General features: G+C 62.3%; 21 protein-coding genes. 18 read left to right on the top strand and 3 right to left on the bottom strand.

From position 1 onward, the window contains the following. Positions 1–60 precede the first annotated feature (60 nt). Genes fliN through motA form a run of 3 tightly spaced genes read right to left on the bottom strand, consistent with a single transcriptional unit; the run spans position 61 to position 2,491 of the window. The gene (gene fliN, locus BJF92_RS12640; protein ID WP_075635105.1) at positions 61–612 is read right to left on the bottom strand and encodes a flagellar motor switch protein FliN; all 552 of its coding nucleotides are present in this window, start codon (positions 610–612) and stop codon (positions 61–63) included. Between the two features lie 46 nt (positions 613–658). Continuing rightward, positions 659–1,609, bottom strand: coding sequence for a FliM/FliN family flagellar motor switch protein (locus BJF92_RS12645; protein WP_245294747.1), 951 nt, complete (start codon positions 1,607–1,609; stop codon positions 659–661). 3 nt (positions 1,610–1,612) lie between these two features. Further along, positions 1,613–2,491 carry a flagellar motor stator protein MotA gene (motA, locus tag BJF92_RS12650; protein ID WP_075635106.1) on the bottom strand — a complete coding sequence of 293 codons (879 nt, stop codon included), beginning with the start codon at positions 2,489–2,491 and terminating at the stop codon, positions 1,613–1,615. 177 nt (positions 2,492–2,668) lie between these two features. Between motA and BJF92_RS12655 the strand changes: the two genes are divergently transcribed. The 18 genes from BJF92_RS12655 to BJF92_RS12740 all read left to right on the top strand — a co-directional run bounded on the left by BJF92_RS12655 (position 2,669) and on the right by BJF92_RS12740 (position 18,193). After that, a complete protein-coding gene (locus tag BJF92_RS12655; protein ID WP_075635107.1) occupies positions 2,669–3,442 on the top strand; it encodes a DUF1217 domain-containing protein in 774 nt (257 codons plus the stop codon). A 3-nt stretch (positions 3,443–3,445) separates the two neighbouring features. Then, positions 3,446–4,177 carry a flagellar basal-body rod protein FlgF gene (gene flgF / locus BJF92_RS12660; protein ID WP_075635108.1) on the top strand — a complete coding sequence of 244 codons (732 nt, stop codon included), beginning with the start codon at positions 3,446–3,448 and terminating at the stop codon, positions 4,175–4,177. A gap of 94 nt (positions 4,178–4,271) precedes the next feature. Further along, the gene (gene fliI / locus BJF92_RS12665) at positions 4,272–5,669 is read left to right on the top strand and encodes a flagellar protein export ATPase FliI (RefSeq protein WP_075635109.1); all 1,398 of its coding nucleotides are present in this window, start codon (positions 4,272–4,274) and stop codon (positions 5,667–5,669) included. Continuing rightward, positions 5,669–6,217, top strand: a complete 549-nt coding sequence (locus BJF92_RS12670; RefSeq protein WP_245294748.1) for a flagellar protein — start codon at positions 5,669–5,671, stop codon at positions 6,215–6,217. The genes fliI and BJF92_RS12670 overlap by 1 nt, the downstream gene beginning before the upstream one ends. Before the next feature lie 361 nt (positions 6,218–6,578). Then, positions 6,579–6,959, top strand: a complete 381-nt coding sequence (gene flgB, locus BJF92_RS12675; RefSeq protein ID WP_075635231.1) for a flagellar basal body rod protein FlgB — start codon at positions 6,579–6,581, stop codon at positions 6,957–6,959. A 3-nt stretch (positions 6,960–6,962) separates the two neighbouring features. Next, positions 6,963–7,379, top strand: a complete 417-nt coding sequence (flgC, locus tag BJF92_RS12680) for a flagellar basal body rod protein FlgC (protein WP_075635111.1) — start codon at positions 6,963–6,965, stop codon at positions 7,377–7,379. Further along, positions 7,379–7,732: a flagellar hook-basal body complex protein FliE gene (gene fliE, locus BJF92_RS12685; protein ID WP_075635112.1), complete on the top strand. Its 354-nt coding sequence runs from the start codon at positions 7,379–7,381 to the stop codon at positions 7,730–7,732. The genes flgC and fliE overlap by 1 nt, the downstream gene beginning before the upstream one ends. Before the next feature lie 12 nt (positions 7,733–7,744). Beyond that, on the top strand, positions 7,745–8,533 hold the full coding sequence (gene flgG / locus BJF92_RS12690) for a flagellar basal-body rod protein FlgG (protein ID WP_075635113.1): 789 nt from the start codon (positions 7,745–7,747) through the stop codon (positions 8,531–8,533). A gap of 23 nt (positions 8,534–8,556) precedes the next feature. Next, entirely contained in the window at positions 8,557–9,054 is a 498-nt protein-coding gene (gene flgA / locus BJF92_RS12695) for a flagellar basal body P-ring formation chaperone FlgA (RefSeq protein ID WP_075635114.1), read from the top strand. Continuing rightward, positions 9,051–10,166: a flagellar basal body P-ring protein FlgI gene (locus BJF92_RS12700; protein WP_075635115.1), complete on the top strand. Its 1,116-nt coding sequence runs from the start codon at positions 9,051–9,053 to the stop codon at positions 10,164–10,166. Before flgA ends, BJF92_RS12700 begins: the two co-directional genes overlap by 4 nt. Then, positions 10,163–10,699, top strand: coding sequence for a MotE family protein (locus BJF92_RS12705; RefSeq protein WP_075635116.1), 537 nt, complete (start codon positions 10,163–10,165; stop codon positions 10,697–10,699). Before BJF92_RS12700 ends, BJF92_RS12705 begins: the two co-directional genes overlap by 4 nt. After that, a complete protein-coding gene (gene flgH / locus BJF92_RS12710) occupies positions 10,696–11,403 on the top strand; it encodes a flagellar basal body L-ring protein FlgH (protein WP_075635117.1) in 708 nt (235 codons plus the stop codon). Before BJF92_RS12705 ends, flgH begins: the two co-directional genes overlap by 4 nt. A 123-nt stretch (positions 11,404–11,526) precedes the next feature. Further along, on the top strand, positions 11,527–12,060 hold the full coding sequence (locus BJF92_RS12715; protein WP_075635118.1) for a flagellar basal body-associated FliL family protein: 534 nt from the start codon (positions 11,527–11,529) through the stop codon (positions 12,058–12,060). Beyond that, positions 12,057–12,794, top strand: a complete 738-nt coding sequence (fliP, locus tag BJF92_RS12720) for a flagellar type III secretion system pore protein FliP (RefSeq protein WP_075635119.1) — start codon at positions 12,057–12,059, stop codon at positions 12,792–12,794. Before BJF92_RS12715 ends, fliP begins: the two co-directional genes overlap by 4 nt. A gap of 309 nt (positions 12,795–13,103) precedes the next feature. Next, positions 13,104–14,054, top strand: a complete 951-nt coding sequence (locus tag BJF92_RS12725) for a flagellin N-terminal helical domain-containing protein (RefSeq protein WP_075635120.1) — start codon at positions 13,104–13,106, stop codon at positions 14,052–14,054. A 463-nt stretch (positions 14,055–14,517) separates the two neighbouring features. Further along, positions 14,518–15,468, top strand: coding sequence for a flagellin N-terminal helical domain-containing protein (locus BJF92_RS12730; RefSeq protein ID WP_075635121.1), 951 nt, complete (start codon positions 14,518–14,520; stop codon positions 15,466–15,468). 564 nt (positions 15,469–16,032) lie between these two features. Further along, a complete protein-coding gene (locus tag BJF92_RS12735; protein ID WP_075635122.1) occupies positions 16,033–16,983 on the top strand; it encodes a flagellin N-terminal helical domain-containing protein in 951 nt (316 codons plus the stop codon). 256 nt (positions 16,984–17,239) lie between these two features. Further along, positions 17,240–18,193, top strand: a complete 954-nt coding sequence (locus BJF92_RS12740; protein WP_075635123.1) for a flagellin N-terminal helical domain-containing protein — start codon at positions 17,240–17,242, stop codon at positions 18,191–18,193. Positions 18,194–18,503 lie beyond the last annotated feature (310 nt).

The raw sequence follows: 18,503 nt of genomic DNA on the forward strand, positions 1-18,503 counted from the left end.
TGTCTTCGTCGTCGGCGAGGCGCGGATCATGCGCGCCCCGCTGGTGGACCGGCCGGCGGCTTAGCCGCGGCCGCTCCGGATTTCGATCAGACGCACGCCGAAGCGGGTGTCGTCCTCGTCCAGAACCGTGATCTCGCCACGGCCGATCACACGGCCATTGACGGTGACTTCGACGGGTTCGCCGATCTTGCGGTCGAGACCGATCGTGGCGCCTTCCGTCAGGCTCATCAGGCTCGACACCTGCATGCGGCTCGAACCGAGAACGATCTGGACGTCGATCGGGATGTCCATGATTAGTTCGAGATTGGCCGGGATCTCCGCACCGGCGCGCAAGGGACGCGACCGGCTGCTGCGGCCGGAACCGGCCAGGCTGTTGCTGCTCGTCGTATCGGCGGCAAAGTCCCCGCCAAAGCCGCCCAGCTCTTCCGAGGCGGAAAAGGACGACATTCCATCCATTCCCGACATCGAGCCGGCAAAGACATCGTCGCCCGCAATCGCGTTGTTTGCGTCGCTCTTCAGAACGCCGCGCAGATCGTCGATCGCCTGATCGAGTTCGGCGTCGCCTTCGGACAGGGACGGAAAGACGTCATCGGGTGCTTTTTTCGTAGCCATGTGCGCATTATTCCAATTGAAGCTTGCCCCAAGCCTGTTTCGTTGCTCAGCCCATCAAATGGTCGAGAATCTCTTTTTCGGAACCGTAGGTATCCATGATGCGGACGGTGTAGCGTTCGCCCGACCGGCCGAATTCACAGACATAGAGATCGCGGCCGTTGGCGTTGACATCCACGCGGACCTCCTTGGTGTCCATGAAGGCGATGACGTCGCCCGGCTGCAGCCGGCTGACATCGTTCAGCGTCAGATCCTCCAGGCGGATGCGGGCCTCGAGCTGCACCGCGGAGCGATGAACCTGATGTTCCAACTGATCACTCCAGCCGCTCTTGGATCTGCGCGCCTGGCCGATGCCCTTCGGGAAGACGATCTTGGTCTTCAACAGCGCCTGATGCGGAATGACGATGGTGAAAACGGCCTTGATCGGCCCCGCCGTCAGCGCGATCTTCACCGCCGCCGCATGGATTTCCGCCGCCTCTTCCGGCTGGGTGCGGTCGCCGGCATTGGTCGGGCGCTCCAGCGTCGGCTCGAAGCCGCCGGTGGCGCTGACCGCCGATTTCAGCACATGGCCGATCTTGTCGAACAGCATAGCGGCCACGTCGAGTTCGATGGCCGATAGCCTGCGCGGCTGAGGCGGCGCGATCGTTTCCGGTGCGGCGCCCAGCAGCATTTCCACCATGCCCATGACGATCGGGCTGTCGCAGGCGATGACGAAATCGCACCAGTTGCGCAGGGTTCCGTCGCAGAGCGCCACCTTGTCGCCGAGTGCGGCGACCAGCTCCTGCTTCAGCCCCGTGTCGAAGCCGGCAAAACCGATCTCGACCGGAAAGCCGGTCTCGGCCTGCAAGAGGTCCGGCAGGAACTCGCCGAAGACCTGGCCGAGCTCGGTGGCGAACTTTTCCACCGGCTCGCGGTCGGCCAGAAGGCCGGTCATGCGGGCCAGAAGGGTCTTGTCGAAGGGACGTGGCGCCGTGCGCGCCGTCATGGCGGTTTCGGTCATATCTTAAGCTGCCTTGCTTTCGCCGCCGCCACCCGGATTCATCATCTCCTGCTCGACCGCGTCGATCGAGGGGCGTTCATAGGCGGAAATGGTTTTGCGGCCATATTCGAGGGCCACCTGGGGGACGGAGCCGTTCATGTAGGCGATCAGCGTCTGCTTCACGATCACGTAAAGCCGGTTCTGCTTTTCGCGAACGGCCTTGATGTTGGCGATCATCGGCGAGACGATACAATAGGACAGGAAGATCCCGAGCATGGTGCCGACGAGTGCCGCGGCGATCTTGCCGCCGAGAACCTCGGGCGATTCGGTGATGGCGCCCATGGCCTTGATAACGCCGAGAACGGCCGCGACGATCCCGATCGCCGGAAAGGCGTCGCCCATCGTGGCCAGCGCGTTGTAGGACTTCATCTTGTCGTGGTTGATGGTCTCGATTTCCTCGTCCATCAGCGCTTCGATCTCATGGCTGCGGGCATTGCCGATGATGATCAGGCGGACATAGTCGCAGATGAAGGCGGTCAGCTCCTTGTTCTGCAGCACGGTCGGGGCCTGCTGGAAGATCGAGCTTTCTTCCGGATTGTCGATGTGGCTTTCGATTTCGTTGCGCGACTTGGTGCGCAGGTCGCGCATCAGCGAATAGAGCACGCCGAGCGTATCGAGATAGTTCCGCTCCTTCGGCACCTTGTGCTTGAAGGCCTCGCCGAGCGCCTTTCCGGCGTCTTTCACAGTCTTCATCGAATTTGCCATGATGAAGCCGCCAAGGCCGGCGCCGCCGATGATCACCAGCTCGAAGGGCTGGTTGAGAACGGTCAAGTGGCCACCCATGGCGATGAAGCCGCCGAGGATGCAGCCGAGCGTCATGACGAGCCCGATGATGATGTTCATGTCGATACCTGCCGCAGGATGGATTTCAGGAGTTGTGAATAGAGGTGCTTGCTTGCGTGAGGCTGGCCCGATCTGTGCCGCTGCAGCAACAGCTTCGCACAAGGGGAAAACACCAGTTTGGCCTCATGCCAGACGCATGGGACGAATTTGTTCCATTCTTGTTAGGATTTTCTTTCCGTGACGACGACATATACGAGCTACAAGCAGATTACCGGCGATATCACCTCCTCGCTGAAGCGCGTTTCGGAACAGCCTGACGTGGCGCGCGAGACGGCCTACTACCTTTCCAAGATCGGTTCGGTGAAATCCGTCGATGAATTCATGGCCGACAGCCGGCTCTACGACTACGCCCTGAAGGCGCATGGTCTGGAGGATATGGGCTATGCCAAGGCTTTCATCCGCAAGGTGTTGACCGAGGGCAACGAGTCCAAGGACGCCTTTGCCAACAAGCTGCAGGACAGCCGCTATTCCGACCTGGTGAACTCGCTGAATTTCGCTAAATACGGCACGGCCGCCACCAGCAAGGACGGCGCCACCACGGGCGTGACCGCCAAGTTCAACCGGCAGACGCTGGAAGAGAAGGTGGGCGAGGACGATTCCGGCGTGCGGCTTGCGCTGTATTTCGAGCGCATGGCCCCGTCGATCACCAGCCCCTTCGGCCTGCTCGCGGATGAAGCCCTGTCCCAGGTGACCCGCACGCTCTTGGACGTGCCGGACGAATTTGCCGCCTCCGACATTGATGCCCAGGCGGCGCACATCAAATCGAAGATCGACATCGCCTCCTTCAAGGATCCCCAGAAGCTGTCGAAGCTGATGGAGCGCTTCACCGCGATGTGGGAAGCCAGGAAGGCGCCGTCCGATACCGGCACGCTCAGCCTTTACGGCGCCAGCACAGGCATTTCGGCCGATCTTCTCCTCTCCATCAACAATCTCAAGCTTGGAGGCCGTTAAGCGATGCAGACCGGACTTTACGTCGCCGTCTCCTCCCAGATGGCTCTGGAAAAGCGCCTGGCGACGCTGGCGCACAATGTCGCCAACGCCAACACCGTCGGCTTCCGTGCCACGGAAATGAAGTTCAACAGCGTGCTCGGCGACACCAAGCCGACCAAGGTCGCCTATGTCAACGAGGGCCAGGAATTCCTCAAGACCACCAGCGGCGGCCTGACCTCGACCGGCAACGCACTCGACGTCGCCATGAAGGGCGATGGCTGGTTCTCGATCCAGACGCCGGGCGGCAATGCGCTGACCCGCGACGGTCGCTTCACGCTCACCGACACCGGGGATCTCGTTACGCTGCGCGGCTATCCGGTTCTCGATGCCGGCGGCGCGCCGATCCAGATCAACGCGGCTGCCGGCGACGTGGTGATCACGCCCGACGGCGCGATCCGCCAGAATGGCCAGCAGATGGCCGCGCTCGGCCTGTTCGAAGCCGATTTCTCCAAGGGCTTCAGCCGCTACGACAACAGCGCGGTCTTCCCGACCGGCGCCCAACCGCAGCCGGTGGTCGATCGGCTCGATGTCGGCGTCAAGCAGGGCTATGTCGAGGAATCTAACGTCGATCCGATCACGGAAATGACGCAGCTGATCACCGTGTCCCGCGCCTTCGAGAACATCACCGCGCTGATGCGTGATGGCGAGACGAGCCTGGGCGAGGCGATCAAGACGCTGGGCGGCGCCCGGACCTGATCCCTGACGCGGTGACAGGACGTGATGAAACCGGCCCGTCCCATGGCGGGCCGAAGGTGCGCCGGAATGATTTCCGGCCAGTCGGGATGATGAGATGAGCGCAGCACTGGACGAAACGGCCCCCTTCACCCTTGGCGCGACCCCGCTCGCCGCCCTGGGGACCCTGGCCATGCGCTATGGTCAAACGGAAAATGCGACAGCGGCCGGCGGCCATGTCCAGGCGATCGCCGCGGGCCATTACACCGTCGCCGGCCTGTCGCGGCAGGTACGGCTTGGCGATTTCGTCGCCCATAAAAGCGAGACCGGCATTCACCTGGGCGAGGTCGTGCGTGTCGAGCAGGAGCTGGTCTATGTCTGCCCAATCGAGCCGGGCGAGCCGATCGGCATCCACGATGTCGTGATTCGCAAAGGCGCCTTTCGCGTCGCGCCGGATGCCAGCTGGTGCGGCCGCGCCATCAATGCGCTGGGCGAGCCGATCGATGGCGGACTGCCGCTGAGCCATGGGCCGGTCGCCCGCTCGATTTCCAACACCGCTCCGCCCTCGATGACACGTCGCCGGGTGGAAGAGGGCTTTCGCACCGGCGTGCGCGCCATCGACCTGTTCTCTCCGCTTTGCCTTGGCCAGCGCCTCGGCATCTTCGCCGGCTCCGGTATCGGCAAGTCCACGCTTTTGTCCATGCTCGCCCGTGCCGAGGCCTTCGACCGCGTCGTCATCGCGCTGGTCGGCGAGCGCGGCCGCGAAGTGCGCGAATTCATCGAGGATACGCTCGGCGAGGATATGAAGAAGACGGTGGCCGTGGTTGCCACCAGCGACGAAAGCCCGATGCTGCGTAAGATGGCGCCGATGACGGCCGTGACCATTGCCGAACACTTCCGCGACCAGGGCGAGAACGTGCTTCTGATCGTCGACAGCGTTACCCGCTTCGCCCATGCCATCCGCGAGGTTGCCACCGCCTCCGGCGAGCCGCCGATCGCGCGCGGCTATCCGGCCTCCGTCTTCACCGAGCTGCCGCGGCTTCTGGAGCGCGCCGGCCCCGGCGTCGAAGGCAGCGGCACCATCACCGCCATCATCTCCATCCTCGTCGATGGCGACAACCACAATGACCCGATCGCCGACTCCACCCGCGGCATTCTCGACGGCCACATCGTCATGGAACGCAGCCTGGCGGAGGAGGGGCGCTATCCCCCTATCAATCCCCTGAGCTCCGTTTCGCGTCTGGCCCGCAAGGCCTGGACGCCCGATCAGGAAAAGTTGGTGGCGCGGTTGAAAGCCCTGATCCATCGCTATGAGGAAACCCGCGACCTCCGGCTGATCGGCGGCTATCGCCCCGGCAGCGATCCCGATCTCGACATGGCGATCAAGCAGGTGCCGGTCATTTATGAAACCTTGAAGCAGTCGCCCGGCGAGCGGCCTGCCTTCGATGCCTTCACCGATCTCGCCAATGCGCTGAAGGCGGCAGCCAATGGCGGCGCCGCCGCACGGGGACGCTGATGACCAGGATCAAGAGACCTTCCCAGATGCACGACACGGATGCCGACGAGGTCGTCGTCCAGCGCCGCAGCCGCCGCATGCCCGCCTCCGACATGGCGCTAGGCTCGCTCGGCATCGTCCTGGCCGGCCTCGCCTCCTATTTTCCCTGGTGGGCCTATCTCAACCAGGACCGCATCAGCATCCCCACGCTCTGGGAGGGTCGGCTGCAGGATCTGCCGACCAAGATCGGCAATGGCAGCCTGTCGCTGGCGCAGCAGCAGCGGCGCGAGGAAACCCAGGCCGCCGTCGACCAGTTGCTGACGGCATCCTTGCCGGATGTGGTGAAGAAGCCGAGCGGTCCGCCGGACCAGCCTTTCCCGCCCAATCCGAATTTCCGACTGCGCCACGTGGCCAATGGCCGTGCGCTGATCGAGGACGACAAGGGCGTCTATCTCGTGCGCATCGGCTCGCTCCTGCCCGACGACAGCCAGCTGGCGACGCTGGAGCAGCGCGACGGCCGCTGGGTGCTGGTCACCAGCCGCGGCGACGTGTTCCAGAGCCAGCAGTAAGACAATACTAACGCTTCGCCCGTCGTCACACGGGTGAGGGGCGCGTGCTCCGGTCTCTTCGGATATGCTCGATGCAAGGCGCGCGCCGCAGGCGGATGATCCCCGGATCTCCGCCTTTTTTCGTGGCGACGTCTTTTTGGTTACCGCCAGATCTCGCGAAAAAACAGAGGTTTGCCGAAGTAAAGGTGCTGATTGGCGCACCCTTATCCATCGCGATGGAGCCAGGGCGAAGGAACCGCGAAATTATCTGCGCCGGTTAAGGGATTGTTAAGACTTCCCGCGTAAGCTGGCGCGGCCACAGGAACAGTCTGACGCAAGTTTGCCTGGCTAGTGTCGAAAGCATCAAGCATGGAGTCGCATGATGCAACCGATACAGCTTTTCGATCTGGCCTCGCGACAGGCGCAATGGCTGGCTGTTCGCCAGAACGTCGTCGCAGGCAATATTGCGAACGCCAACACGCCCGGATACGCCGCCAAGGACGTCAAGCCCTTCGAGAGCGTTCTGCGCGAGACCCCTTTCCAGCTCGCAGCCACCAATCCCGCGCACTTCCTCGAAGGCAACCGCGCTGCCGAAGTCATCGAAACCAGCCGTATGGATGGCAACGAGGTCAAGCAGTCCGGCAACAGCGTCTCGATGGAAGAGGAGCTGATGAAGACCGGCGAGATCAAGCGTGATTTCGATCTCAGCGCCGGCCTGGTCAAGTCCTTTAACCGCATGATGCTGATGACGGTAAGGCGCTAATCCATGGATCCGCTGATTTCCGCTCTCAAGGTCTCCGCATCCGGTCTGGACGCGGAATCGACCCGGCTTCGCATCGTTTCCGAAAACATCGCCAATGCCCGCTCGACCGGCGACACGCCGGGCGCCGATCCCTATCGCCGCAAGACGATCAGTTTCCGCGCCGAAGTCGATCGCGTCACCGGCGCCGCCAAGGTCGGCGTCCAGCGCCTCGGCGTCGATGATTCCAATTTCATCGAGGAAAGCGATCCCGGCAATCCGGCGGCGGACGCGCGCGGCATCGTCAAGATGCCGAACGTCAACATCCTGGTTGAAATGGCCGACATGCGGGAAGCGAACCGCTCCTACGAGGCCAATCTCCAGACCACCCGCCAAGCCCGCGACCTGATCTCCTCCACGATCGACCTTCTGAAGAGCCAATGATGATCAACGCCCTGCACAGCATTTCTTCCGCCATTTCCGGCTCGAGCGGCGTCGATACGCTGGGCTCGACCAGCTCGGCTTCCGCGGCGGGGCTCGCCGGCGGCCTGATGGGCACCACGCCCGGCATGCCGGCGGCGCCCAGCTTCTCGGCCGTCATGGCCGACATGGCCACCGACACGATCTCGTCGCTGAAGAATGCCGAAAGCCTGTCGCTCGACGGTATTCGCGGCAAGGCCGATACGCGCCAGGTCGTCGATGCGGTCATGAGCGCCGACCAGACCCTGCAGACCGCGATCGCCATCCGCGACAAGGTCGTCACCGCCTATCTTGAAATTGCCCGTATGGCGATCTGAGGACACTGACACATGAAGGCTCTTTCGATCGCCGCCACCGGCATGAACGCCCAGCAGCTGAACCTGGAAGTCATCGCCAACAACATCGCCAACATCAACACCACGGGCTACAAGCGCGCCCGCGCCGAATTCTCGGACCTGCTCTACCAGGCCGAGCGCAGCCAGGGCGTGCCAAACCGCGCCGGCCAGGCGATCATTCCCGAGGGCGCCAATGTCGGCCTCGGCGTCCAGACCTCGGCGGTGCGCAACCTGCATCTCCAGGGCTCTATGGTGTCCACCGGCAATGATCTCGACGTGGCGCTGATCGGCAAGGGCTGGTTCCAGGTGCAGATGCCCGACGGCACCACCAACTATACCCGCGCCGGCGCGTTCAACACCAATGATACCGGCCAGCTCGTCACCATCGACGGTTACACGGTCGTGCCCGGCATCACGGTTCCGGCCAATACCAGCAAGGTCACGATCACGACCTCGGGCGAAGTGCTGGCCAATATCGGCAATGCCACCATCCCGACCAATATCGGTCAGCTGACGATCGCCAACTTCGTCAACGAGGCCGGTCTGGAACCGCAGGGCGACAACCTGTTCAAGCAGACGCCCGCCTCTGGCGCGCCGGTCGTCGGCGTTCCCGGCGATGCCGGCTTCGCCACGATCAAGCAGAAATATCTCGAAGCCTCCAACGTCGATCCGGTCAAGGAAATCACCGATCTCATCTCCGCCCAGCGCGCTTACGAGATGAATTCCAAGGTGATCCAGGCCGCCGACGAAATGGCCGGCACGGTGTCCAAGAACCTGCGGTAACGCGCTTCAAACGAAAGGCAAACATGATGTTTCGCCCGTTTTCCTCCCATCGTCATCGCCGCGGCGCCAAGGCGCTCGCGGCCGGGATCCTGCTTCTCCTGGCTGCGGCCGGGCAGGCGCCGGTCCATGCGGAGGGCATGACGGCCGTCATCCCCAAGGCGACGATCTATCCCGGCGCGACCATCGAGCCGGGCCAGCTGGAGGTGGTCGATGTCACCAATCCGAACCTGACGGGCGATTTCGCCCAGACGGCGGCAGAGGTGGTCGGCAAGGTCACGACACGCACCTTGCTGGCGGGCCGCGTCATTCTCATCTCCGGCCTGCGCGCCCCTTATGCCGTGGAACGCGGCAAGGCCGTCCGGCTGGTCTTCAACAACGGTCCGTTGACGATCACGGCCGGTGGGTCGCCGCTCGAGAGCGCGGCCATCGGCGATCTCATCCGGGTGCGCAACACCGATTCCGGCATCGTCGTGTCCGGAACGGTCATGGCGGACGGCACCGTCCAGGTGGTGGCAAAATGATCCAGAACGTCCTGCGTTGTCTCGTCGCGTTCGCTGCGATGCTCCTTCTTGCCGTCGAGCCGGCCTTTGCCATCTCGCGCATCAAGGACGTGGCATCGCTGCAGTCGGGCCGCGAGAACCAGCTGATCGGCTACGGGCTGGTCGTCGGCCTTCAGGGCACCGGCGACAGCCTGCGCTCCTCGCCTTTCACCGAGCAGTCGCTGCGCGCCATGCTGCAGAATCTCGGCATCTCCACCCAGGGCGGTGAGAGCCGCTCGAAGAACATCGCGGCCGTGCTCGTCACCGCCAACCTGCCGCCCTTCGCCAGCCCCGGCAGCCGCATCGACGTGACCGTCGGCTCGCTCGGCGACAGCACCTCGCTGCGCGGCGGCACGCTGGTCATGACCTCGCTGTCGGGCGCGGACGGGCAGATCTATGCCGTCGCGCAAGGCTCCGTGGTCGTCACGGGCTTTTCCGCGCAGGGGCAGGCCGCCAGCGTCCAGCAGGGTGTGACGACGGCCGGTCGCGTGCCGAACGGCGCCATCATCGAGCGCGAGCTGCCGGCCAAGTTCAAGGACGGTGTCAATCTGACGCTGCAGCTGCGCAACCCCGATTTTTCCACGGCTGTCGGCATGGCCGACACGATCAACCGCTATGCCAGCCATCGCTATGGCGGGCGCATCGCCGAGGCGCGCGACAGCCAGACCGTGGTGATCGACCGTCCGAAGATGGCGGACCTCGCCAAGCTGATGGCCGACATCGAAAATCTCGAGATCCAGACGGACACGCCGGCGCGCGTCGTCGTCAACGAGCGCACGGGCACCATCGTCATCGGGCAGGATGTGCGCATCGCGCCGGTGGCCGTGTCCTTCGGCACGCTGACGGTGCAGGTGACCGAAACGCCGACAGTGGTCCAGCCCGCGCCGTTCTCCCGCGGCGAGACGGCGGTCGAACCCAATACGAACATCCAGGCCCAGCAGACGGGCGGCACGGTCGCCATGCTCAACGGCTCCAATCTGCGCAGCCTCGTCTCCGGTCTCAACTCCATCGGCGTCAAGCCCGACGGGATCATCTCGATCCTGCAGGGCATCAAGACGGCCGGTGCCCTTCAGGCGGAGCTCGTGCTGCAATGATCCTGTCCTTTCCGTCCACGCTGAAGACTGCCCGCCCCCTGGCGCTTGCCGGCGTCATTCTCGGTCTCGGCCTGATGCCCGGCGCCTTCGCCCAGGAGGTCGGCGCGCCGGCCGCGGCCTCGGGGGAGGGTGGCGAGATCCAGCGCTTCTGCTCCAACATCGCCGACGGCGCGCGCGACCAGCGCTATGTGCTGCAGAAGAAGCAGCTCGAGGATCTGCAGACCGAGGTCAACACCCGCATTGCCGAGCTCGAAAAGCGCCGCAACGAGTATCAGGACTGGCTGAAGCGCCGGAACGACTTCCTGGACCAGGCCCAGAACGGGCTGGTCGGGATCTATAAGAGCATGAAGCCCGACGCCGCTGCGGCCAAGCTGCAGGAGATCAATCCCGAGATCGCCGCAGCCCTGATCATGAAGCTGCCGCCCGCCAAGTCGAGCCTGATCCTGACCGAGATGGCCAATGACAAGGCGGCCTTGATCACCGCGATCATTGCCAGCGCGCAGGATCCCAACACTTCGAAGGAACCCTCATGAGACACCGTATCACGGCGCTTCTCGCCGCCAGCCTCCTGACGGGTTGCCAGAGTGCGCTCAGCGATGTCGGCCGCGCCCCGGCCATGAGCCCGATCGGCACCGGCCTGCAATATTCGCAGACGCCGCAGCTGGCCATGTATCCCAAGCAGCCGATGCACACCAATAACGGCTTCTCGCTGTGGAACGACCAGCGATCGGCCCTGTTCAAGGACAGCCGCGCCATCAATGTCGGCGATATCCTGACCGTCGATATCCGCATCGACGACAAGGCCTCCTTCGACAACAAGACCAACCGAAAGCGCGAGAACGAGAGCGGCTTCAACATCGGCGCGCAATCCTCCGGCGCCGTCAGCGACGGCAAGTGGAAAGGCAATCTGGACTATGGTTCGGATACCTCGACCAAGGCGGACGGCACGACGGCGCGCTCGGAAAAGCTGGTCCTGCTCGTCGCGGCCGTGGTCACGGGCGTGCTCGAAAACGGCAACCTGCTGATCAGCGGCAGCCAGGAGGTGCGTGTGAACCAGGAAATGCGCATCCTCAACGTCGCCGGCATCGTCCGGCCGCAGGATGTCGATTCCAAGAACATGATCTCCTATGACAAGATCGCGGAAGCGCGCATCTCCTATGGCGGCCGTGGCCGTCTGACGGAAATCCAGCAGCCGCCGATCGGCCAGCAGGTGATGGACATCCTCTCGCCGATCTAAGTCTTCGAGACGCCGAAGGCGAACTGTGTTGCGCAGATCAGGAGATCCCATTCCCGCCGGGAATGCTCCGAGGGCGCGGGCGCTTGCCCGCGCAGCGATCCGATCTCAAGGGGCTTGAAGACCATGGAAGACGCCGAAGGCGCGGATGCGCCGAAAAAGAAGAACCCGCTGATCGCGACGATCATCGCTGCGGTGGTGGTGACGATCGTCGGCGGCGGCGGTGGCTGGTTCGTCGGCGGCCTTCTGGCGCCGGCGGCGCAGACCGCTCCGGCCGCCAAGCCGGCGCCGGCGCCGGCCCATGGCGCCGAAGCCAAGGACAGCGGCCATGGCGGCGGCAAGAAGGAGGAGGGGCTTCCCCATGCCTTCACCGAGGCCGGTGGCGTGCTGCAGCTCGACCCCATGACGGTCAACCTCGCCTATCCCACGGAGAACTGGATCCGCCTCGAACTGGCGCTCGTCTTCAAGGAACATCCCGACCTGGCGCTCGCCAAATCCATTCAGGACGACGTGACCGCCTATCTGCGCACGGTCTCGCTGCAGCAGATCCAGGGGCCGCGGGGCTTCCAATATCTGAAGGACGATATTCAGGAGCGGGTTGACCTGCGCTCGGAGGGACGCGTATCGGATGTGATCTTCAGAACATTTGTCGTTCAATGATTCGTCTGATCGTCTTCCTCGCCGCGCTGGCGGCCATGTCCGGAACAGCCCTTGCCCAGGGCTTCCCGTCGAACATCTTCAACACGCCGATCGATGGATCCGCGGCGTCATGGATCATCCGTACGTTCGGCCTGCTGACGGTGCTGTCGATCGCGCCGGGCATTCTGATCATGGTGACGAGCTTCCCGCGTTTCGTCATCGCCTTCGCCATCCTGCGCTCCGGCATGGGACTGGCGACCACGCCCTCCAACATGATCATGGTCAGCCTCGCCATGTTCATGACCTTCTATGTCATGGCCCCAACCTTCGACCGGGCCTGGCGGGAAGGCGTCGATCCGCTGATCCAGAACCAGATCACCGAAGCCGAGGCGCTGCCGCGCATCGCCGAGCCCTTCCGTGCCTTCATGCTGGCCAATACCCGCGACAAGGACCTGCAGCTCTTCGTCGACATGGCGCGCGAGAAGAATCTGACGCTGGAACAAAATGGCCAGGTCGATCTGCGCGCCGTCATCCCGGCCTTCATGATTTCCGAAATCCGGCGCGGTTTCGAGATCGGCTTCCTCATCATGCTGCCGTTCCTCGTCATCGACCTCATCGTCGCCACCATCACCATGGCCATGGGCATGATGATGCTGCCGCCTACCTCGATTTCCCTGCCGTTCAAGGTGCTGTTCTTCGTTCTGATCGACGGTTGGAACCTGCTCGTCGGCAGTCTTGTCCGATCTTTTAACTGATTTCCCGGTTATGGTTAATACTTAGGCAAAATTGATGGTTTATGAGTCCTTAACAAAGTCGCTAAAGTCTTTGTTTTGTTTATCATAATCTGGAGTTTTTTTGTGGAAGGGGCGCCGGAGGGCGCCTTTTCCTGTTTTAATTCTTCGGTAAGGTAAAGATGCGATCTTCTCCCTGCAAGACAAGATTGGTAGCGCCTCAAGTAGATAGGCCTTTCCGACTGGCATGACGCCGCCCCGTCTTCACCGGTTAAGTATTAAGTCCGGTATGTCCCCCAACCCTGTATTTCGTATCTGAGGGACACTGTTAACATGACCAGCATCGTCACCAACGCTTCTGCAATTGCCGCTCTTTCGACCCTGCGTTCGATCAGCTCGAACATGGAAACCACCCAGGCGCACATCTCCTCCGGTCTGAAGATCGGCGCCGCCAAGGACAACGCCGCTTACTGGTCCATCGCGACCACGATGAAGTCCGATGACCGTGCCCTCTCGGCTGTTCAGGATGCTCTGGGTCTCGCCGCTGCCAAGACCGATACGGCTTACAACGGTCTCGACACCACCATCGACATCATCTCCACGATCAAGGCCAAGCTGGTTGCCGCTCGCGAACCGGGCGCCGACAAGGACAAGATCAACAAGGAACTGACCGAACTCAAGAACCAGATCATCTCCACCGCGCAGTCCTCGGGCTTCTCGGGCGAGAACTGGCTGTTCAACGCATCCGGCGCCACCGCGACCACCAAGACCATGGTCGGCTCGTTCACCCGTTCGTCCACCGGCGTTTCGATCGGCACGATCACCTTCGATGCCACCAAGTCGATCATCGTCGACAAGAACAACGCAAACAATGGCGCCCTGACCAAGAACGTTCTTGGCTACAACTCCGCCGGCACCTCCGCCAACTTCTTCCTCGTCAACGCGAGCAGCGCCACCACTGCCAGCGGCAGCGAAGTCACGATCTCCTCGGGCACGGCGGACTCGTCGGTCGAGCAGATGGTCAGCGCCGTCGACACGATGCTGCAGAACCTGACGGACGTCGCTTCGCAGCTCGGTGCGATCAACTCGCGCATCGACACGCAGAACGGCTTCGTCAAGGATCTGCGCGACACGATCACCAAGGGTGTCGGTCGCCTCGTGGATGCCGACATGAACGAAGAGTCCACCAAGCTGAAGGCGCTGCAGACGCAGCAGCAGCTGGGCATTCAGGCGCTCTCGATCGCCAACTCCAGCGCCGACAGCGTTCTGTCGCTCTTCCGCTAAGCGCTCCGCGCGCTCAAAAGCAGAACACTTGGTCTATGCCGCGCTCCCGAAAGGGGGCGCGGTTTTTTCATGTCGTCGATTCGCCGCGTCGCGGCACCGCGAATTCGCCGCGTCGCAGCCCGCTCTCCGGGCTCCCGGCGGGGAAAACCAGAATAAGATGATGGAATGGTTAATAACGGTCTAATGTTAATCATGAATAATGTCTTGACGGTCTTTTCTATGTCTTTGTTCTAGTTGTGTATTTTTAATATTAGAGCGTTTTTCCGCCTGAAGGGCCGCTCTTTTTTTGTAAGAGTTTCGCCATTCTTCGCCGGTAATGTGGATTGTGCAGGACGGATTTGGCCTCGCTTCTCTTTTCGGAAGCAAGCGTCAACGGGCATGACGCCGCCCGTCTTCACCGGTTAAGTATCAAGTCCGGTATGTCCCCCAACCCTGTATTTCGTATCTGAGGGACACTGTTAACATGACCAGCATCGTCACCAACGCTTCTGCCATCTCGGCCCTGTCGACCCTGCGTTCGATCAGCTCGAACATGGAAACCACCCAGGCGCACATCTCCACCGGCCTCAAGGTCGGCGCCGCCAAGGACAACGCCGCCTACTGGTCCATCGCGACCACGATGAAGTCCGACGACCGCGCCCTGTCTTCCGTTCAGGATGCTCTGGGTCTGGCTGCCGCCAAGACCGACACCGCCTACAACGGTCTCGACACCACCATCGACATCGTTTCCACGATCAAGGCCAAGCTGACGGCAGCGCGCGAACCGGGCGCCGACAAGGACAAGATCAACAAGGAACTGACCGAACTCAAGAACCAGATCATCTCGACGGCTCAGTCCTCGTCCTTCTCGGGTGAAAACTGGCTGTACAACGCATCCGGCGCCACTGCGACCGCCAAGACCATGGTCGGCTCGTTTACCCGTTCGTCCACCGGCGTTTCGATCGGCACGATCACCTTCGACGCCACCAAGTCGGTCATCGTCGACAAGAACAACGCCGCCAACGGCGCCCTGACCAAGAACGTTGCCGGTAAGGACGGTTCCGGCGGCACGGGCACCTTCTTCCTCGTCAACGCCAGCAGCGCCACCTCTGCCAGCGGTAACGAAGTCACGATCTCGTCGGGCACCACCGATGCACAGGTCGAACAGATGGTCAGCGCCGTCGACACGATGCTGCAGGGCCTGACGGACGTTGCCTCGACGCTGGGTGCGGTCAACTCGCGCATCGACACGCAGAACGGCTTCGTCAAGGATCTGCGCGACACGATCACCAAGGGTGTCGGCCGCCTCGTGGATGCCGACATGAACGAAGAGTCCACCAAGCTGAAGGCGCTGCAGACGCAGCAGCAGCTGGGCATCCAGGCCCTGTCGATCGCCAACTCCAGCGCCGACAGCGTTCTCTCGCTCTTCCGCTAAGCGCTCCGCGCGTTCAGAAGCAGAACACATGGTCTATGCCGCGCTCCCGGAAGGGGGCGCGGTTTTTTTATGCCGTGTAGGAGCGGCAGGCAAAAGGGGAGGGCGCGGTTCGCTCAGCAGGCTTTTTGCGCCTTGCGAAAGCCCACCGTGCTCTGTCCGCTGCACGCCCGAGGTGGCACTTCCGCGTCGCCGAAGGCCGCTCAAGAGGGGCCTGCCTCCTGGCGCAAGCTGGCCAAAGCCGGTGGAAAAGCAGACTAAGATGATGAAATGGTTAAGGCCACTCTAAGGATCAAACTGAAGAGCGTGTTAATAAAAATTTTAAGCAATTGATTTCGCTGTAAATATTCCGATGGCATGGCGTTTGTGGCCCGCAGGGGCCGAATTGCGCAATAAGTATTTTTCCATGGTTCGCCGGTAGTGTGGATTGTGCAGGACGGATTTGACCTCGCTTCTCTTTTCGGAAGCAAGCGTCAATGGGCATGACGCCGCCCGTCTTCACCGGTTAAATATCAAGTCCGGTATGTCCCCCAACCCTGTATTTCGTATCTGAGGGACACTGTTAACATGACCAGCATCGTCACCAACGCTTCTGCCATTTCGGCCCTGTCGACCCTGCGTTCGATCAGCTCCAACATGGAAACCACCCAGGCGCACATCTCCTCCGGCCTGAAGGTCGGCGCCGCCAAGGACAACGCCGCCTACTGGTCCATCGCGACCACGATGAAGTCCGACGACCGCGCCCTGTCTTCCGTTCAGGACGCACTGGGTCTGGCCGCCGCCAAGACCGACACCGCCTATAACGGTCTCGACACCACCATCGATATCGTTTCCACGATCAAGGCCAAGCTGACGGCAGCGCGCGAACCGGGCGCCGACAAGGACAAGATCAACAAGGAACTGACCGAACTCAAGAACCAGATCGTTTCGACGGCGCAGTCCTCGTCCTTCTCCGGCGAAAACTGGCTGTACAACGCGACCGGTTCCACGGGCACCAAGACCATGGTTGGTTCGTTCACCCGCTCCACGACCGGCGTTTCGATCGGCACGATCAGCTTCGACGCCAGCAAGTCGGTCATCGTCGACAAGGTCGCTGCCAACAACGGCGCCCTGACCAAGGGTGTTGCTGGTTACAACGCTGCCGGCACCTCTGCGAACTTCTTCCTGATCAACGCCAGCAGCAGCACGGCTGCCACCACCGGCACGGAAGTCACGATCTCGTCGGGCACGTCGGACTCGTCGGTCGAGCAGATGGTCAGCGCCGTCGACACGATGCTGCAGGGCCTGACGGACGTCGCTTCGCAGCTCGGTGCGATCAACTCGCGCATCGACACGCAGAACGGCTTCGTCAAGGATCTGCGCGACACGATCACCAAGGGTGTCGGCCGCCTCGTGGATGCCGACATGAACGAAGAGTCCACCAAGCTGAAGGCGCTGCAGACGCAGCAGCAGCTGGGCATCCAGGCGCTCTCGATCGCCAACTCCAGCGCCGACAGCGTTCTGTCGCTCTTCCGCTAAAAATAGACGCGCAGCAGGCGCGTCAAACCGGTCAGGCGAAGGCCGCGTCCCCAATAAAGGGGCGCGGCCTTCGCTTTTTTTGCTTTTCCTTTTCCGCTTTAGCTTTCTTTAACCATGTTGGTGTTTTCTATGACCATCGAAACAGCGGGTTAACCAACAATCCGAAGACGTTAGCAGGCATGAAGCTGGCCGCTGTTTTCCCGGTACGGTCCGGAATGTCCCTTATCATTCTCTGTTCAAAAGGGGCAGTATTACTATGACGAGCATCATCACCAACACCGCAGCTCTTTCCGCTCTCGCAACGCTGCGCACCATCGCCGGCAACATGGAAAACGTACAGAGCAACGTTTCCTCCGGCCTGCGCGTTCAGACCGCTGCCGACAATGCGGCCTACTGGTCGATCGCCACGACGATGAAGTCGGACAACAAGGCGCTTTCGGCTGTGTCCGACGCGCTGGGCCTCGCCGCCGCCAAGACCGATACCGCCTACACCGGCCTCAGCACCGCGATCGACGTCGTCACCACGATCAAGGCCAAGCTGGTTGCCGCCCGCGAGCCGGGCGTGGACAAGGACAAGATCAACAAGGAAATCACCGAACTCAAGAACCAGCTGACCTCCACGGCCCTGTCTGCGTCCTTCTCCGGTGAAAACTGGCTCTACAACACCTCCTCGACTGCTGTCGGCACCAAGCAGATGGTCGGCTCCTTCACCCGCTCGGGCAACGGCGTTTCGATCAACACGATCAACTTCGACGCTTCGACCTCGGTTCTGATCGACACGAACAATGCGACCCGCGGTCAGCTGACCAACGGCATCGCCGGCAGGGACAGCTCCGGCGGCACCGGCACCTACTTCCTGATCAACGCCAACAGCACGACCACGGCCAGCGGCAGCGTCATCTCGATCACCTCCGGCACCACCGACGCCCAGGTCGAACAGATGCTGAGCTCGGTTGAAGGCATCCTCCAGAACCTGACCAACTCGGCCGCCACGCTCGGTGCCACCAAGAGCCGCGTCGATCTGCAGGACAACTTCACGTCGAACCTGATGGACACGATCTCCAAGGGCGTCGGCCGCCTGATCGATGCGGACATGAACGAGGAATCGACCCGCCTCAAGGCTCTGCAGACGCAGCAGCAGCTCGGCATCCAGGCCCTGTCGATCGCCAACTCCAGCTCCGACAGCATCCTGTCGCTGTTCCGCTCCTAAGCGCTGCAAATCCCCGGATCCTCCGGGGTCATCTCTCGACCAAGGCCGTTCTCCCCGGAAGGGGAGGGCGGCCTTCGTCGTTTCGCGCCTTGCGCATCGCAGGCGAAGCCTGAACGGGCTCGATGCTTCCCCATGTCGCCTACCGGCCTGTTTTCCGCAAGAGCAGGTCCCGCTCCTGCGTCCGAAACCCCGCTGTATCGCATCGCCGCATTCCTTCGCCGATGCGTGATGCCAGCCGCCTTTCCTCCTGCCGAGCGACCTCCCGGCCGGGTTCTCGCTGCTTGGTCGCAAGCCTCGCGCAGTCTCCTGT

It is taken from the genome of Xaviernesmea rhizosphaerae, from assembly GCF_001938945.1.
Classification (GTDB): domain Bacteria; phylum Pseudomonadota; class Alphaproteobacteria; order Rhizobiales; family Rhizobiaceae; genus Xaviernesmea; species Xaviernesmea rhizosphaerae.

Bases quoted from the DNA above. Each gene is read 5' to 3' on its own strand.
- fliN (WP_075635105.1), bottom strand. From the start codon at position 612: ATGGCTACGAAAAAAGCACCCGATGACGTCTTTCCGTCCCTGTCCGAA.
- BJF92_RS12645 (WP_245294747.1), bottom strand. From the start codon at position 1,609: ATGACCGAAACCGCCATGACGGCGCGCACGGCGCCACGTCCCTTCGAC.
- motA (WP_075635106.1), bottom strand. From the start codon at position 2,491: ATGAACATCATCATCGGGCTCGTCATGACGCTCGGCTGCATCCTCGGC.
- flgF (WP_075635108.1), top strand. From the start codon at position 3,446: ATGCAGACCGGACTTTACGTCGCCGTCTCCTCCCAGATGGCTCTGGAA.
- fliI (WP_075635109.1), top strand. From the start codon at position 4,272: ATGAGCGCAGCACTGGACGAAACGGCCCCCTTCACCCTTGGCGCGACC.
- BJF92_RS12670 (WP_245294748.1), top strand. From the start codon at position 5,669: ATGACCAGGATCAAGAGACCTTCCCAGATGCACGACACGGATGCCGAC.
- flgB (WP_075635231.1), top strand. From the start codon at position 6,579: ATGCAACCGATACAGCTTTTCGATCTGGCCTCGCGACAGGCGCAATGG.
- flgC (WP_075635111.1), top strand. From the start codon at position 6,963: ATGGATCCGCTGATTTCCGCTCTCAAGGTCTCCGCATCCGGTCTGGAC.
- fliE (WP_075635112.1), top strand. From the start codon at position 7,379: ATGATCAACGCCCTGCACAGCATTTCTTCCGCCATTTCCGGCTCGAGC.
- flgG (WP_075635113.1), top strand. From the start codon at position 7,745: ATGAAGGCTCTTTCGATCGCCGCCACCGGCATGAACGCCCAGCAGCTG.
- flgA (WP_075635114.1), top strand. From the start codon at position 8,557: ATGATGTTTCGCCCGTTTTCCTCCCATCGTCATCGCCGCGGCGCCAAG.
- BJF92_RS12700 (WP_075635115.1), top strand. From the start codon at position 9,051: ATGATCCAGAACGTCCTGCGTTGTCTCGTCGCGTTCGCTGCGATGCTC.
- BJF92_RS12705 (WP_075635116.1), top strand. From the start codon at position 10,163: ATGATCCTGTCCTTTCCGTCCACGCTGAAGACTGCCCGCCCCCTGGCG.
- flgH (WP_075635117.1), top strand. From the start codon at position 10,696: ATGAGACACCGTATCACGGCGCTTCTCGCCGCCAGCCTCCTGACGGGT.
- BJF92_RS12715 (WP_075635118.1), top strand. From the start codon at position 11,527: ATGGAAGACGCCGAAGGCGCGGATGCGCCGAAAAAGAAGAACCCGCTG.
- fliP (WP_075635119.1), top strand. From the start codon at position 12,057: ATGATTCGTCTGATCGTCTTCCTCGCCGCGCTGGCGGCCATGTCCGGA.
- BJF92_RS12725 (WP_075635120.1), top strand. From the start codon at position 13,104: ATGACCAGCATCGTCACCAACGCTTCTGCAATTGCCGCTCTTTCGACC.
- BJF92_RS12730 (WP_075635121.1), top strand. From the start codon at position 14,518: ATGACCAGCATCGTCACCAACGCTTCTGCCATCTCGGCCCTGTCGACC.
- BJF92_RS12735 (WP_075635122.1), top strand. From the start codon at position 16,033: ATGACCAGCATCGTCACCAACGCTTCTGCCATTTCGGCCCTGTCGACC.
- BJF92_RS12740 (WP_075635123.1), top strand. From the start codon at position 17,240: ATGACGAGCATCATCACCAACACCGCAGCTCTTTCCGCTCTCGCAACG.